Source organism: Priestia sp. SRI_019 (assembly GCF_057586255.1).
Genome location: NZ_JBYCZN010000005.1, coordinates 80,701 through 97,647, shown reverse-complemented (window position 1 = coordinate 97,647; position 16,947 = coordinate 80,701). Strand labels below are relative to the sequence as shown.

The following is a 16,947-nucleotide window of genomic DNA, read 5'->3' as shown; positions in this document are numbered from 1 at the left end:
GAAGTGAAATGGTACAGTTCCTTACAGGGTTGTCTCGGCAATGAAATATACATTTAACTTATTAGAAAAATCATTAATTGAAGCAATGAAAGATAATAAGAAAATTGCTCAATTTTATAAAACTTTAATGAATAGCAATTTATGGCTAGTTGTTAGTTCAGAGCATGGAGCATCAGATATATTGATTGCAGAGCACTACGTTCAGACGATGAAAAGCGCAGCGTACCGATATTTACCTGTTTTTTCGTCAAAATATCCGATTGAACAGATGCTGAAAGATGAAAAGACCGTATGCGTATCATTTAAGGATATGCTGCCTGTATTAAATGAAGAAATAGCGATATTGCTTAACCCTGACACGCCTCTCTCAAAATTATTCATCCCCGAAGAAATAAGGATGTTAAAAGAAGATCAAAATTATTTTAAGCAGTAGCCCAAAAATAAAAAGCGCATGTGCTTTTTCCAAGCATGTCTGAATCTTAAATAAATATAAGATATATAAAGAGGCAGGGCCTTAAATAGGCTGCTGCTTTTTTATTACTAGTAAATAGTTCTATAGATAATGAACAAAAATGTAATTTAATAGTCTTATAGTTTTTATTTTCCTTTAAATAGGTACCTATAGATCAGATGGAAAAGGTTTAAATGAGAACAAAATCTTGGTTGTTTAGGTTTTATTTGCATTTTTCAGGGGTATTTGTAGATACATATTCTCATTTTTGGAGGCTTTTGCAAGTAACCTTTGACCTTATCACTAGAGTTTCTTACAATAATAGTAAATATATAAACCGAAGGAGAGATATGTATGTCAGGAATTATTCGCGTAACACCAGCAGAGCTTCGCGACATGTCAGGTCGCTACACTAACGAAAGCGGTCAAGTTCAAGAATTAGTAAGCCGTCTTGATACAATGAAAAATCAACTTCAAGATATGTGGGAAGGTGCTTCAAGCGAAGCGTTTGCTGCTCAATACGAAGAACTAAAGCCTTCTTTCGTTGAAATGTCTAACCTACTTACAAAAATTGCTAAGCAATTAGACGACTCTGCAAACGTTCTTGAAGATACAGATAACCAAATCGCTAGCCAAATCCGCGGTTAACTTCATCTAATAATCTAAGTGAAGTAATAAAAGGAGCGCCCTATTCTCAAAAGATGAAGGCGCTTTTTCTATGTTTTGAGGTGATGAAACCCTATGTATATAGAAGTAACAGTAGACTTAAAGCACTATACAGGTGATCGGTTCGATTTGCGACTATCAAACTATCATTCACTCAAAAAAGTAGTCGAGATCGTTTGGCAAGCTAAAAAGATTACTCAATCACCAAAGGACGGTGCGTGGATACGTGTTTCAAATAAAAATCTTATTTTCTCGGGAAATGAGACGATGATTAACTGCGGAATTACCACAGGTGATTGTATCGAAATTCTCTAAAGGAGTCTATTAGAATGTCAGAGAAGAAACCGACTTACTTAGAAGAACAGCTCGAAGCTGTAATGACACGTCATAATAATGAATATACATTTGTTTTTCAAAAAGAAAAAATTCGACTTAATCGTTCTGTTGAAATTGAAATGTTAAAGGATGTAAATACGGCTTTTCAAAAAGAAATCATGATGAGCGATGATGAACTTAAAATAACAATTAAGCCTACCTCTGAATTTCAACCTTTTACGGCATTAAGAGGAAAAGAAGAACAGCAAAAGTGGCTGTTTGCAGATCAGCTTATCAAACAGGTAAAGCAGCATTCTTTTTCAAGGCTGCATTTGTTGATTTGTCCAGAAAATATCATTTTTGATAAAAGTTTAAGTCCGGCTTTTTTACACTATGGAGTGAAAGAAAGTTTACCTCCTTATGAGTCTAACGAGGAACAAAGCTTTCAAGAGTTAAAGGCTACGATAGCAGCGGCCGTTGACTCATCACATACATTTGAACAGTATTTTAAGTTATATGAGACCTTGCAATTAAAAGAAGACGCTAAAAAAATAATGCATATCAGCAATGAGGAAGAGTTGAGTCAATTTGTTCAGCATAAGCTAACTCAAATTGAAAAGCATCAAAAGACACTCGTTCAACTTCCTCAAAAACGCTGGACCATTTTTAAGTTTTCATCTGTGGGTATACTTGTCTTATTAATTCCAGCTCTTATTTATACTTTTTACTCTTACTTTTTTGCTCAGCCGAAACAAGAAGCATTTGTAGAAAGCAACGAATACTTTCTTGAAAAAAACTACAGCAAAGTAGTCGACACACTTGAAGATTATGACATTGAAAGCATGCCTAAAATTGTGCAATACGAAATAGCAACTTCCTATCTTGTTAATGAAAAGTTAGGGGAGGAGCAAAAAGCAAATGCTTTAAAGACTATTACGCTTCAGTCAGATCCTCAGTATTTTGCCTATTGGTTTTACATTGGCCGAGGAGACAACAAAAAAGCGCTAGAAGTCAGCAGGTTGTTAGAAGAACGTTCGTTAATTATCTATGCACTAATGAAATACGAAGGTCAGCTAAAGACAGACAACGATTTAGCGGCTGATAAAAAGCAAGAGGAGCTTGATAAAGTAGCGAACGAACTTGAAGAATTTAAGAAAGAAAATGATCAGCAAGAAGCGGAAGCAGCCAAGCAGCAAGAAGAGAAACAAACTGAGGAAGCACAGGCGGCCAAGCAGCAGGAAGAAGAACAGAAAGCTGCAGAAGCCGAGAAAAAGAAACAAGAAGAGCAGAAAAAACAGCAGGAAGATCAATCGAAGTAGGGAGGTAGTTGTATGAATATGCTTTGGGTAGTTAGTGGGCAAACGTATCAGCAGCTGCCTGTAGATTTTAAAACCTTTCGCCAAGCAACGGTAGGAAACACTCAGCATCAAACTTTTACGTTTTCCTATCCGTTTGAGAAAGGGCAAATCACGCTGTCATCTGAAAAGAACGGACGGCTCTTGATTTCCTACGGAGAAGAAAGGATAGCAGAGCTATCTGTTTCTGAGTCGTTTGTATGGCGAGAACAAGGACATGCTTTAACCTTTGTCCTTACAGAGAAGGCTGTTAAAGAAGCTGTCTATTATATTGATTACGGATCAGAAGTCTCGTTTTCCACAAGTGATGAAGCAGCTGATGTGTATCAGCAGAAAGAAAAGTGTGTAATAGAGCCAAAAGAAGGATTTTACTTATCAAAGATACACGGGAAGTGGAAGGTCTTTTATAACCAAGAACCGCTTTATCTTAACGGACACCGACTAGAAGAGAATACGAACCTTCAGCCTGGAGATCTTATTTTATGGTCTTCTATGACGATTCAATTGATCGAAAAAGATTTGCTGAAGATTCAAAGCTGCTATGATTATGCATCTAAGCTTCCAGCTACGGCACAGCCTATTTCTGAAATGAAAAAGAAGTACCCGGTTTATAGACGGACACCGCGCATGATATATGATTTGCCTAATGATAAGGTGAGCTTGTCCTTTCCTTCGCAAGACAATGATGAAAATAACCGAAGCTTATGGCTTACTATTTTACCGCCATTAGTCATGCTTTTAGTCATGGGTACGGTCTCGATTATTCAGCCTAGGGGAATTTTTATTATTATATCTGTCATGATGTTTACGACCACGCTGATTGTATCTACTGTTCAATATTTTAAAGATAAAAAACAGCGCAAGAAGCGGCAGGAGCGTCGTCGTCGAATTTATACAAAGTATTTAGAGAACAAGCGCGAGGAATTACAAGAACTAGTATCAGTTCAACGAGATGTATTATCTTATCATTTTCCGACGTTTGAACGAATGAAATATTTAACAGAACAGATTTCTGATCGAATTTGGGAACGAACTGTAGAAAGCAGTGATTTTTTACAGGTGCGCCTTGGAACAGGAACAGTTCCTGGAAGCTACCAAATTTCTTTGAATAGCGGAGATATGGCTAATCGAGAAATTGATGATTTGCTTGAGCAGTCTCAGCACATGGAAAAGGTCTATCGAGAAGTGAAAAATGCCCCTGTTACTGCTCATTTAGGTTTAGGCTCTATCGGTCTGGTAGGAAAGATGAAAACGGTGAAGAATGAACTGCATCAGCTTGTAGGACAGCTGGCATTTTCCCACAGTTATCATGACGTAAGATTCGTATTCATTTTTGATGAAGAAGAATATAAGGAGTGGGAATGGATGAAATGGCTTCCTCATTTTCAGCTTCCCCATTCTTTTGCGAAAGGTTTCATTTATAATGAACAAACGAGAGATCAGCTTTTATCTTCTATTTATGAAATGCTGAGAGAACGCGATTTAGATGAAGCAAAAGGAGAAGGGGTTTTCTTGCCTCACTTTGTTTTTATTATTACGAATCAGCAGTTAATTGCAGATCACGTTATCTTAGAGTATTTAGAAGGATATCACCCTCACCTCGGGTTTTCTACGATATTTGCGGCAGAGACAAAGGAAAGCTTAACGGAGCATGTTCACACACTCGTTCGTTATATTAACGAATCCGAGGGAGATATATTAATTCAAAAGCAAAAAGCTGTGAATATTCCATTTCAGCTTGATAAACACACGCTTGATTATAATGAAAAATTTTCAAGGATGCTGCGGACATTGGATCACCAAGTTGGCATGACCAACTCAATTCCAAATAGCGTTTCATTCTTAGAATTATTTAAAGCAAGAGAAATTGGTGAGTTGGATATCGTACAAAGGTGGCAAAGCAATGAATCAGCTAAGTCGCTAGCAGTTCCTATTGGGTTAAAAGGAAAAGAAGATATTGTTGAACTAAATCTTCACGAAAAAGCTCACGGCCCTCATGGATTACTTGCAGGTACGACGGGGTCAGGGAAAAGTGAATTCTTACAAACGTATATTCTTTCGCTAGCGGTTAATTTCCACCCACATGAAGTCGCGTTTTTATTGATTGACTATAAGGGCGGAGGAATGGCTCAGCCGTTTAAAAACATGCCTCATCTGCTTGGAACCATTACAAACATTGAAGGAAGTAAGAATTTTAGTACAAGAGCCTTAGCTTCTATTAAAAGTGAATTAAAGCGACGCCAACGCTTGTTTGATAGATATGAAGTCAATCATATTAATGATTATACAGATTTATATAAGCAAGGTATGGCAGAAGAACCTCTCCCTCACTTATTCTTAATCTCGGATGAATTTGCTGAGTTAAAAAGTGAAGAACCAGAGTTCATTCGCGAATTAGTCAGCGCGGCGCGCATTGGACGTAGTCTAGGCGTTCATTTAATTTTAGCAACACAAAAGCCAGGCGGTGTTATTGACGATCAAATTTGGAGTAATGCGCGCTTTAAAGTAGCTTTAAAAGTCCAAGATGCCGCTGACAGTAAAGAAATCTTAAAAAATGCGGACGCTGCTTCTATTACGGTGACGGGTCGAGGCTATCTGCAGGTTGGAAATAATGAAGTGTATGAACTGTTTCAGTCAGCTTGGAGCGGCGCGCCGTACATGGAAGATACGTATGGGGCTGAAGATGAAGTCGCCATTGTCACAGATCTCGGGTTGATTCCTTTATCTGATGTATCTACTCAGCAGACGTCATCTAAACAAGCGGAAGCAGAAATTGATGTTGTGGTGCAAAAAATTGAAAAAACGCAGCAGGAATTAGGTATCAAAAAATTAAATAGTCCATGGCTGCCGCCTCTTAAAGAGAGATTGCTTCGCAGTGAGTACAAAGAGAAGCGAGACGGCGTATTCCCAATTGGCTTGATTGATGAACCAGAAAAGCAAAGTCAAACGGTATACAATTATCAGCTGATGGATGATGGAAACATTGGTATATTTGGTTCGTCAGGATACGGTAAATCGTTTACAGTCATGATGTTGCTTCTTAGTCTAGCTGAAAGACAGAGCCCGGAGCAGCTTCATTATTACATTTTTGACTTTGGAAACGGCACGCTGCTGCCGCTTCGTCAGCTGCCTCATACGGCGGATTATTTCTTAATGGATCAAATGCGTAAAATTGAAAAATTCATGACGATTATCAAACAAGAAATCGCAAGGCGGAAGCAGTTATTTCAACAGCAGGAAGTTAGCAATATCAAAATGTATAATGCTCTAAGTTCAGAAGAGCTTCCTCTAATTTTTATCACGATTGATAATTTTGATCTGGTCAAAGAAGAAATGCAAGATCTAGAAATGCAGTTCACACAGCTTGTGCGTGACGGCCAGTCTTTAGGAATTTATATGATCTTTACCGCGACGCGCGTGAATTCTATTCGTCAGTCACTTATGAATAACCTGAAAACGAAAGTGGTTCATTATTTAATGGATCATTCAGAAGCGTATTCTATTTTAGGACGTACGCCGTATGCGCTAGAGTCTATTCCAGGCCGGGCTATTATCAAAACGGATCAACCTTATTTTGCGCAGCTGTTTTTACCTGCGGAAGGAAAAGATGATTTTGAAATTTTTGATGCAGTTAAGCTGCAAATTCAACGATTAAAGAATCAATATGCTGATGCTATTCTTCCGGAGCCGGTGCCAATGCTGTCATCGAAACTTGTGCTTGCCGAGTTTATGACGGACAGAAGAGTTATTCGGGAAAAAGGAGTTATTCCTCTTGGGTTGGATGAAGAGTTTGTTCGACCGGTGCATATGAACTTTACGAAAAATAAGCATTGTATCGTCATGGGGCAGACGCAAAAAGGAAAGACAAATGTAGTGAAAGTCATACTGCAAACAGCGCTTGAACAAGGCGTGAAGCAAATCGGACTATTTGATTCGGTTGACCGCGGTTTATCAAGCTATGCAGCTGAAGATGAAGTTGTTTACATGGAAACAAAAGAACAGATTATCGACTGGCTTGATTTAACTGAAGAACGGTTGCAGCGACGTGAAAATAAGTATTTGGAAGCAGTGCAGGCAGGAACGGTACACAGTCTTTCATTTGCCCCGATCATGCTTGTAGTAGACGGATTTGTACGATTCCAGCAAAACTTAGACAGCGTCCTGCAGGATCGTATTACAAAATTGATGAAAAATTATAGCCACCTGGGCTTTAACTTGATTGTTGCTGGGAACAACAATGAGTTTTCAAAAGGATTTGACGCGTTAACAACAGAAGTGAAGCAAATTGGCCAAGCCGTGCTGCTGATGAAGAAAACAGAGCAAAGCTTATTTACACTTCCTTATGACCGAAAAGAAGCCGACGTTAATCCTGGCTTCGGTTATTATATTAAAAGTGGAAAAGAAACAAGAATTCAAATCCCGCTATGTGTAAGTGAAAGGAAGATCTTAACATGACCGAACAGCGTAAGTATACACTTAAAGTCATATTAGCTGTTGTTTTAATTTTGGCTCTTCCTTCTTTCTTTTTCCAGTATATTGGAGACAACCCGCTGCAAGTCACAGAAAACTCAACAAGAACGATTGCGGTTGTTAACGAAGATAATGGAGTAAAAGAAAATAGTGAAAAAGCGATAGAATTTGGAGAAAAAGTGACTCCTCTTTTACAGGAGGGGTCGGATTATCAATGGACCGTGCTTGGACGAAGCGCAGCTACAAGCGGTTTACAGAATGGAAAATATGATGCGGTTATCTATATTCCCTCGACTTTCTCACAAAATATTTTATCGTATCAGGAAAAAAAGCCAGAAAAAGCTACTTTGGAATACAAAGTTCAAAGTCAGCTTAACGCAGTTAATAAGGAAAAAGTAGTAGGGGAATTAGAAGATGCTACTACAAAGGTTAATAATGAAATGTCCTCTTTGTACTGGAGTTATGTATCACAGGAAGTGGATAAGGTACGCGGACAGTTCGATAAAATTCTAAATAAAGAAATCGCCTTTCAAAAAACAATGGTCGCTTTTTATAAACCGAATTCAAAAGATTTAGCAGGTGAATTAAATGATCAAAAGAAAATTCTTCAGCAAATCCAAGATAATGTAAATAAAGCGGAAAAAGGTTCTAGCGACAGACAAGGTGACGTAGAACAGGTTGAAAAGAATTTAAACAGCTTCATTGAATATGTAAATCAATATCAAACATATCAAGAAACACAGAAACAAATGCTTGAAAAAACGCAGGCTCAAAGCGTCGCTGCGATTCAACAAGGGTTGTCTTCCCTTGAATCTAATCAGCCAAGCGCTAAGCAAAATTTTAATGAACAGGCCAATCAAGTGTTTAGTGGCTTATCTTCCATTCAACAGCAGCTGGATCAAAACCAAAAAGCCGTTGGAGAACTTGGAGACCAACAAGCAGATAACGTCAGTGAACAAGAAAAAGCTCTGCAAGATTTGAACGGCCAAATAGTCAGTTCATATAAACAGCAGTCTGAGCAAACAACCCTAAATCAAATTGAAAGTAAGCTAAAGCCGCTTCGTGCGCAGCTAGAGACAGCTTCATCAAATGAAGGTGGCGGAGGCTCAACGGATCCAGGGGAAAGTGATGGAACTCAGCCAGACCCTAATCAAGGCGGAGAGACGCCAACGGACCCTGGAGAAGGTGGCGGAACTCAGCCAGATCCGAATCAAGGTGGAGAGACGCCGACGGATCCTGGAGAAGATGATGGAACTCAGCCAGATGCTGGTCAAGGCGAAGAAACCTCAGAACCAATTCAAGTGGATTTATCTCAGCAAACAGCAAAGCTTGATGATATATCAAAAGGGCTTGAAGACTTAGAACAGCAGCTCCAAGGAATGGTGAACGAAACACCTGAAGCACCTGAAGTACCTGAGACATCTGAGGGAACGGAAACGACTGAAACACCGGACACACCGGACACATCAGGTACATCCGATGCTGTGAAAAGTGCGCTTGAAAAAGTGGCTAATCTGAAAACACAGGTACAAGCAGTCAAAGATGAGCTGCAAAATGTAACAGTTCAGCCGAAAGCTTCAGGAGAAAATACGGATGAGCTGAAGCAGAAAATTGCGAGTTTGGAAGCAGACGTTAAGTCTTTGACAGCACAGAAAAACAAAGCAGAGAAAGACTTAGAAGAAGCGACCAAGTCGTCGAGCAGTCAAATTGCTAAGCTTCAAGAAGAAAATGAACGATTAAAAAAAGAGAATGAAAAGTTGAAAGAAGACGGCAAAAAGCCTTCTAAAGGTAGTGTGAATGTAGACAATCTCATTACGATGATTACAAACAAAGAAGATAAAATTTTATCTTCTCCAAACCTTTCAGCTTCTCGCAAGGAAAAGTTGAGCAATACATTTTCAGGTAAGATTCAAAGCAGCAGTGCAGAAGATCTGCTAAAGTACTACGGTGATTTATCGCAGTATGATTTGACTTTAGCTCAGGTAGGAAATACAGACATACAGAACAGCGTCCTTAACAATGACTCTATTAAAGGAAGTTTGCAGCAGGCATTAGCTGGCACCGTCTCTTCTCAAGATGCACGTAAGCAAATCCAACAAAACCTGTCTCTAACAAAAGAAGAGTTAGCACAGTTCCAAAGTTCAGTGCAAGATTTTGCTGATCAATATGGACAAACAGTTGATGCTGAACAAGCATCTATTATGGAAGAGCTATCAGCTATTCAAGAAAAAGCAAATGCAATGAATCAAGAGCTTCAATCTAGCGCAGGTGAAGATCAAGCATTAGAAAAGAAAGAAGCTCCGGACGTCACGGGCTTAATGACGCTTCAGCAAAGCATGGGTCAAGAGTTGAAGGGAATGAACGAACTCATTTCATCTTTAGGTGAAAGACAAGCAAATGTTGTCACATACACAGATGAATTGCAGAAGCGTGTAAATGAAGTCCAGGATAAAGCTGACACGCTTAACAGCAAGTGGGCCCAAAACGTGGATTCGACGAAGTTGGTTCGCGGCCAGGTATACCGTTTGTTAAATAATACATTAGTAGATGGACAGAATAATGATTACGTTTATCATTATTTAGCCAATCCTCTTCAAGTAAGCGGTGAAGTGCCGGCTGAAAAAGTAAAAGAGGTTCCACCAGTTGTCATTTTGGTTATTATCTTAATCAGCAGCTTACTAATTGGCTATTTCAGTCAATACTACCGACATGCACCTATGCTTGTGAAAGGTACGCTGTTTGGGTTATTGAATTTAATTGTAGGGTTAATGGTAAGTATCTTTAGCCTTAATATTTATTCGTTATCGGGAGACCGGGCAATGGAATGGTCAATCTTTACGATTGTCTTATTGCTTGCTACATCTACACTCGTACGTATTGCTTTCTTATTAGGGAGCTTCGCTGGATGGGTGACGACAGTAGGGTTGATTTTATTTTATATTACCCCGCTTCTTAACTTATCTATGCCAAACTTTAATTATGAAGATCCAGTATCTAAAGTATATATGTCAATTCAATATGATACGCAGTCTCTGTTTGGACAGGCGCTTATTGTATTACTGGGAATGACTGCCGTTTTAAGTGTTCTGCCATCTATTATTCGTGCTTTAAAGACGACTAAAGAGGTTGAAAATGATGAAACCTATAGTGCTTAATAAGAAGATTGGAAGTATTGTTCTTATTTTTTCACTTCTTTGTTTCCCTATAGCAGCAGCGGCTGAAGCTGATGACGGAAACGTTGAAGAGATTAAACCAAATGTATATAAGGATGATCCGATTAACTTGGACCCCGAATCTTTGCTAGAAAATAAAAAAGAAGTAGGAAATATTCCGGAGGAAATAAAGGATCTTACATTTGAAAAAGAGGAAGATGCAGAGAAAGAGAGCTTAAAAGAAAGTCTTTTTGCGAACGCATCAGCTGAAGATAATACGATTTCTGCGAAAGCAAAAGAATATAACTTGTTTTCTTCTAAAAACACTTCCTACAAGAAAGATCGAACAGAACAAACTGCTTCTGAAAAGTCATCAGACCTACAATGGTTTTATTTATTATTGATTGGTGTGGGGGTTGTTGTATTATTTGTGGTTTTAATACCGCGCATTAGCCCTCAGCCTTCTGTGAAAAAATGAAAAAACCTCGCTGTTAATCAACAGCGAGGTTTTTGCGTATAGAAGCAAGCTTATAGGCGGCGGAAGCCCTCTTCAAACAAATAATCTTCGGCTTCTTCGTAAGATAGAAATGCTGCCTCTAAATTCAAGCCAGAATAAACATTCCACAGATCATCTTCATGAACAAGTAAAAGCGTTGCATTGTCTGGGCCGTTCCAGCGCTGTTCATTTCCATTCCCTACAATAGCTTCTTCTCTAGCTGTATCAGGAAGGGTAGACAAAGATTCAATAGAAGCTTCAATAATTGAGCGAAGCTCTTCTTCTGTATAATCACGGATGTTTACAAGACCTTTGTCATTTGTTTCATATCCTTTTAAAAACCCTGCATATACAAATCCATTTCCGTTAGGGTGCAGATGATGCACAACAACCGTTTTATCGTACACGCTCTCTTCATAATGAAAGTTCACGCGTCCTAAAGATACATCTTTTCGATGCAGCTCTGGAAACGATGAAATAATAGCTAATTTTTCGTCAAAACTAAGCATAGACAATCCTCATTTCTATTTAAATCATTTCATTTTCTGAAATGGTATAAGCTCTTTTACGATTCGGTTGATTATACCATATATAAAGAAAGACACATAATGCTTTTTCCAATGTGGACTTTTGAAAATATAACCCTTCGCATAAAGTGGCTGTCACTGTAAAGAAGAATACATCTTTTTCACTATAAAACTTAACAAAAAATAGGCAGGGAATTCACAGTGAAAAAATAATATAAAGAGGTGGAAGAAAACTAGTTTTCAAACCTATCATAAGGAGGAATAAAAAAGTGAAATTATACGCTCTGTGTAAAAAAACATGGGCACTATCCCTGCTTGTTTTTGTTCTTTTAGTAAGCTTAACTCCTGTTAGTCAAGCAGCCGCATTTTTATCTGTTGCACAAGCTCTTGAGAATCAAAACAATAGTGTACAAACGGTTAAAGGATATGTAGTAGGTCAACCTACAGGCACATCTACGGTTATTACGAGCAATTACCCAAACGATTATGCACTTGCTCTTGCTGATAGTGCAAATGAAACCAATACAGACGAGATGGTGTACGTTCAAATTCCTTCAAATTTGCGAAGTACATTTGGACTTCAAAGTCACTCGGAGTTAAAAGGGAAAAGTCTTACTGTTAAGGGCACACTCACTCCTTATTTTTCACACCCAGGAATAAAATCAGTTACTTCTATCAGTACAGAAACAGGAGGAACTGATCCGACTCCAGATCCCACAGAGCCAACCGTTCCAGTAGAAGACTATTATCGTACCGCAGCTGGAAAAACAGGAAATACCTTAAAGACAGAGCTTCATAACATTATTGATCATCACACAGAACTGTCGTATTCAGCCGTATGGGAAGCTTTAAAGAAAACGGATGAAGATCCAGCTAACGCAAATAACGTTATTTTGCTCTATACGGGGCGTTCACAGGCTAAGAGTACAAATGGAGGCGGAGTGGACGATTGGAATCGTGAGCACGTCTGGGCAAAGTCTCACGGGGATTTTGGAACAGCTATGGGACCTGGAACAGATCTTCATCACTTACGTCCAACCGATGTGTCTGTAAACAGTACGAGAGGAAACTTAGATTTTGATAACGGAGGGACGGAACATAGCGAAGCACTCCGAAATTATTTTGACAGTGATTCTTGGGAACCTCGAGATGAAGTAAAAGGCGACGTGGCTCGTATGTTGTTTTATATGGCCGTGCGCTATGAAGGCGATATAAGTGATGAACCTGATTTAGAACTTAATAACACAGTAAATAATGGCACTGCTCCTTATCACGGGAAATTATCTGTGCTTCTTCAATGGAACGCCCAAGATCCAGTAGATGATCGAGAACGACGTAGAAATGACATTATTTATTCAGACTATCAGCATAATCGCAACCCGTTTATTGACCATCCTGAATGGGTGAATGAGATTTGGAACTAATGAAGGAGGCGTCCTGACAGGGCGTCTTTTTTTTATAAAAGAAAAAGGAAAAAACTAAAATCCGCCGAATACCTATAGGTGATTTTGAAAAAATGGAGGGAAGCTATGAAACAGCTATGTAAAAAAGGATTGGCTTTTATTTTAGTGCTTATTTTTGTTAACGCTTTCATTTTGAATCCACTTAACGGAGCGGCTGCCGTAGATGGAAAATCAATGAATCCAGGTTACAAAACCTATTTAATGGCGCCTTTAAAAAAGGTAACAGACTATACGACATGGGAAGCGTTTGAGAACGATTTACGCAAAGCGAAACAAAATGGATTTTATGCAGTGACAGTAGACTTCTGGTGGGGAGATATGGAGAAAAACGGCGATCAGCAGTTCGATTTTTCTTATGCTCAGCGCTTTGCTCAAGCAGCTCGTAACGCGGGTATAAAGATCGTTCCAATTATTTCTACTCATCAGTGCGGCGGCAATGTAGGAGATGATTGTAACGTTCCGCTTCCATCTTGGGTATGGAACTTAAAAAGCGATGATAGCCTTTACTTTAAATCTGAAACGGGAACGATAAATAAAGAAACGCTAAGCCCGCTTGCAACAGACGTTATTTCTAAGCAATACGGAGAGCTCTATACGGCATTTGCGCAAGCGTTAGCACCTTATAAAGACGTGATTGCTAAAATCTATTTATCAGGAGGCCCTGCAGGTGAAATTCGTTATCCGTCTTATACAGCAGCAGACGGAACCGGCTATCCGTCTAGAGGGAAATTTCAAGTGTATACGAACTTCGCCAAAAGCAAGTTTCAATCATATGCTTTGACTAAATACGGTTCACTCGCCGGTATTAATCAAGCATGGGGAACCAATTTAACGTCTGCATCACAAATTTTACCGCCATCAGATGGCTATCAGTTCTTAAAAGATGGTTATTCAACAGCTTATGGAAAAGATTTCTTAGCATGGTATCAAGGAGCTTTGGAAGATCACACAAAACGTATTGGACAGTTAGCTCATCAGGCTTTTGATTCCACCTTTAACGTACCAATCGGTGCAAAAGTGGCGGGAATTCATTGGCAGTATAACAATCCTATGATTCCTCATGCTGCAGAAAAACCTGCTGGATATAATGATTACAACGCGCTTTTAGATGCGTTTAAAACAGCTAAATTAGATATAACGTTTACGTGCTTAGAAATGACGGACAGCGGAAGTTATCCAGAATATTCTATGCCAAAGACACTTGTACGCCAGGTAGCAGGTATTGCGAATGCAAAAGGAGTTGTTTTAAACGGGGAAAATGCTTTAACTATAGGCAGTGAAGATCAATATAAAAAAGCAGCTGAAATGGCCTTTAACTATAATTTTGCAGGATTTACTTTGCTTCGTTTCTACGATGTTATTAACAATGATACGCTGATGGGGCAATTTAAAAATACGTTGGGCGTTACACCAGTTGCGCAAACGGTTGTAGTAAAAAATGCGCCAACCGCATTAGGAGAAACGGTTTATATCGTTGGAGACAGAGCTGAGCTAGGTCAGTGGGATACGTCCATTTATCCAATTAAATTAACATACAATTCATCTACAGCTGATTGGAGAGGCACTGTCTATTTTCCTGCGAGTCAAAATGTTCAATTTAAAGCAATTGTGAAGAGAGCTGATGGATCGTTAAAAGCATGGCAGCCTTCGCAGCAATATTGGAGCGTACCGTCAACAACAACGACTTATACAGATAATTGGTAAAACAAAGCCGCATAGCACTTGCTATGCGGCTTTGTTTGGAACACAAGAATTATTTCCAGTTCGCTTGAATAAATTCATCTCGACCGGACTTAGCTCGGTCTTCTTTATAATGCTTTGGATTTTTCTTATGGAAATCTTGGTGATACTCTTCGGCTTCATAAAACGTAGAGGCAGGAAGAATGCTTGTCACGATTGGTTTTTTAAAACGTCCGCTTTCTGCGACCTCTAGCTTCGTCTCTTCAGCTGCTTGTTTTTGGCTGTCGTTATGGTAAAAAATTGCTGTTCGATACTGCGAGCCGCGATCTTGGAATTGACCTCCATCATCTGTTGGATCAATTTGCGGCCAATAAAGATCTAATAAACGTTTATACGGAAACACTTTAGGATCAAATGTGATTTGAACCACTTCGTAATAACCGCTTGTCCCAGATTTTACTTGCTCATAAGTAGGGTTATCCACAGTTCCCCCCATATATCCTGATACAATGCCGTGAATACCTTCTAGCTCTTCAAAAGGTGTAACCATACACCAGAAACATCCACCTGCAAATGTAGCTTTTTCCATACGTAATCCCTCACTTAATCCGTTGTTATGAAGGGTATTATAACAAATTTATATTGAAACAGCTAGAAAAGGGTTTGTAGTCTGTGTAAAAGCTGTGGATATTTATCTTTATCCACAGCTTTTACACAATAAACTCGACTGTTTTGAAGATTGAAAAATGAAGGAGAGAATAAAGAAAAAATGATAGAATAGATAAGATGTATAGATCGATTTAGAAGAAATTGCACAGCAGAAGTACAATCTACGGACTAGACTTTGGTGTACTGATGGCATCTAGATAAATAAAGTTAGTACGTTAGTAACAAGAGGTAAGAAACAGCATATTCGCGCTGTTGAATAAATATACAAAGATAATAGGAGAGTTGAATATGTTACAAGATAATCTCATCCTAGAGCACTATGGATTAAACGAATTAAATTTTGATACGATCAAAAGCTACCGGGATCGGTTTGCTGAAGTAAAACCAGCTCATCCTTGGAATGCACTTGAAACAAAGGAGTTTTTATACAAAGTAGGAGCTTGGGGAAAGGTTAGAGATACCCATAAAGAAGGAGTCACACTCGCAGGCCTGCTTTTATTCAGTGAAGAACGGATTATCACAGAAGTTTTACCACAATACTTTTTAGAATACCGGGAAAGTAAAGGGAACGAAGAATGGACAGAGCGCTTTACCTCTCAAGACGGGACGTGGTCAGGAAATATTTTTGATTTTTATTTTCATATTCATGAAATTGTTCGTAATAGCGAACCTCAGCCGTCAATCGCTTCCTCTTTAACAGAAGTTTTGATTAATATGCTTATTCATGCAGATTATAATGGCGAGGGCGGCGTTATTTTAGAAAAGCAACCTTCTCATTACGTTTTTTCTAATCCAGGTCTTTTGTTAGTACCTACAGATTCAGTTTTTAGCAATACCGTTAGTCAGCTTCGAAACCCAAATATCGTTAAGCTATTTAGTTTACTAGGGCTATGTGAACGTTCGGGCTCTGGTTTGAAAAAAGTAAAGCAAAATTGGAACCTGCATCATTATAAAACGCCGGTTATTGATCAAGATGTTTCTATGCATCGTACAGTGGTTATGTTATCTCTGTCCACTCAAGAAAGACAGGTAAGTTCTTCTGAAAAAGACACTTATAACACGTCTATAGATGATTCGGGAAATAATTTTAAAGATGTCGAAAAATATCAAAATACACCTAAAAACGATGTCGAAACAGACTCCTATAATAAAAACGATTACTCCTATAATAAAGAATTAATAGAGGAGTTAAAGTCATATAATAACGATGTTTACTCCTTTAATAAGGAAGATAACTCCTATAATAACGATGTTAACTCCTATAATAAAAATTATAACTCCTGTAATAATGAACAAGGAGAGAATTCTTCTAATTTGGTAAATGCAGAGAATATTGATACGAAGCTATGGGATATTGCAGCGCTGGCTCGTGAAAAAAAACGGCTTTCGCCGAATCAGATGGAACATATTATTCTGGAGTTATGTAAAGAAAAACCGCTCATGCTTAAAGAGTTTGCTTATTTACTAGAAAGAACGCCGGATGGAGTACGTAATAATTATTTAACAAAGCTATTACGAAAAGGACAATTACAGTTGAAATATCCAAATCAGCCAAACCATCCAAAACAGGCATATTTATTTAATAAGAAAGATATAGAGAAATAAATCAAGCAACCGATAGAACATATAGAGATTAAGCTGCAAAAAAATGATAAGGAGGACCTTGCTAAAAGCTACAGATTTAAGGGGGAAATTCACCATAA

At 38.6% G+C, this 16,947-nt stretch carries 12 protein-coding genes; 10 read left to right on the top strand and 2 right to left on the bottom strand.

Annotated elements, in window-relative coordinates; all coding sequences use genetic code 11:
- Window positions 1-40: 40 nt before the first annotated feature.
- The 7 genes from AC2YJL_RS23185 to essA all read left to right on the top strand — a co-directional run bounded on the left by AC2YJL_RS23185 (window position 41) and on the right by essA (window position 10,887).
- Window positions 41-433 carry an SseB family protein gene (locus AC2YJL_RS23185; protein WP_013055104.1) on the top strand — a complete coding sequence of 131 codons (393 nt, stop codon included), beginning with the start codon at window positions 41-43 and terminating at the stop codon, window positions 431-433.
- Window positions 434-805: 372 nt separating this feature from the next.
- A complete protein-coding gene (locus AC2YJL_RS23180; protein WP_028412473.1) occupies window positions 806-1,099 on the top strand; it encodes a WXG100 family type VII secretion target in 294 nt (97 codons plus the stop codon).
- 93 nt (window positions 1,100-1,192) lie between these two features.
- Entirely contained in the window at window positions 1,193-1,432 is a 240-nt protein-coding gene (gene yukD, locus AC2YJL_RS23175) for an ESX secretion system protein YukD (protein WP_013055106.1), read from the top strand.
- A gap of 14 nt (window positions 1,433-1,446) precedes the next feature.
- The gene (essB, locus tag AC2YJL_RS23170) at window positions 1,447-2,751 is read left to right on the top strand and encodes a type VII secretion protein EssB (protein ID WP_230931694.1); all 1,305 of its coding nucleotides are present in this window, start codon (window positions 1,447-1,449) and stop codon (window positions 2,749-2,751) included.
- A 12-nt stretch (window positions 2,752-2,763) separates the two neighbouring features.
- A complete protein-coding gene (essC, locus tag AC2YJL_RS23165) occupies window positions 2,764-7,242 on the top strand; it encodes a type VII secretion protein EssC (protein WP_230931695.1) in 4,479 nt (1,492 codons plus the stop codon).
- Window positions 7,239-10,412: a type VII secretion protein EsaA gene (gene esaA, locus AC2YJL_RS23160; protein WP_230931696.1), complete on the top strand. Its 3,174-nt coding sequence runs from the start codon at window positions 7,239-7,241 to the stop codon at window positions 10,410-10,412. Before essC ends, esaA begins: the two co-directional genes overlap by 4 nt.
- Window positions 10,390-10,887: a type VII secretion protein EssA gene (gene essA / locus AC2YJL_RS23155; RefSeq protein ID WP_230931697.1), complete on the top strand. Its 498-nt coding sequence runs from the start codon at window positions 10,390-10,392 to the stop codon at window positions 10,885-10,887. Before esaA ends, essA begins: the two co-directional genes overlap by 23 nt.
- Window positions 10,888-10,937: 50 nt before the next feature.
- Here essA and AC2YJL_RS23150 read toward each other — a convergent pair whose 3' ends face one another.
- A complete protein-coding gene (locus AC2YJL_RS23150) occupies window positions 10,938-11,414 on the bottom strand; it encodes a hypothetical protein (protein WP_013055111.1) in 477 nt (158 codons plus the stop codon).
- 287 nt (window positions 11,415-11,701) lie between these two features.
- Between AC2YJL_RS23150 and AC2YJL_RS23145 the strand changes: the two genes are divergently transcribed.
- Entirely contained in the window at window positions 11,702-12,856 is a 1,155-nt protein-coding gene (locus tag AC2YJL_RS23145; protein ID WP_195695544.1) for an endonuclease, read from the top strand.
- Window positions 12,857-12,961: 105 nt separating this feature from the next.
- Complete coding sequence (locus AC2YJL_RS23140; protein ID WP_230931698.1) at window positions 12,962-14,599, top strand: family 14 glycosylhydrolase; 1,638 nt, start codon at window positions 12,962-12,964, stop codon at window positions 14,597-14,599.
- A 49-nt stretch (window positions 14,600-14,648) separates the two neighbouring features.
- Here AC2YJL_RS23140 and msrA read toward each other — a convergent pair whose 3' ends face one another.
- Window positions 14,649-15,164 (bottom strand): peptide-methionine (S)-S-oxide reductase MsrA, encoded by a 516-nt coding sequence (gene msrA / locus AC2YJL_RS23135; protein WP_153252085.1) that lies wholly within the window; start codon window positions 15,162-15,164, stop codon window positions 14,649-14,651.
- Between the two features lie 368 nt (window positions 15,165-15,532).
- Between msrA and AC2YJL_RS23130 the strand changes: the two genes are divergently transcribed.
- Window positions 15,533-16,849: an ATP-binding protein gene (locus AC2YJL_RS23130; protein WP_230931699.1), complete on the top strand. Its 1,317-nt coding sequence runs from the start codon at window positions 15,533-15,535 to the stop codon at window positions 16,847-16,849.
- The last annotated feature ends 98 nt before the right edge of the window (window positions 16,850-16,947 follow it).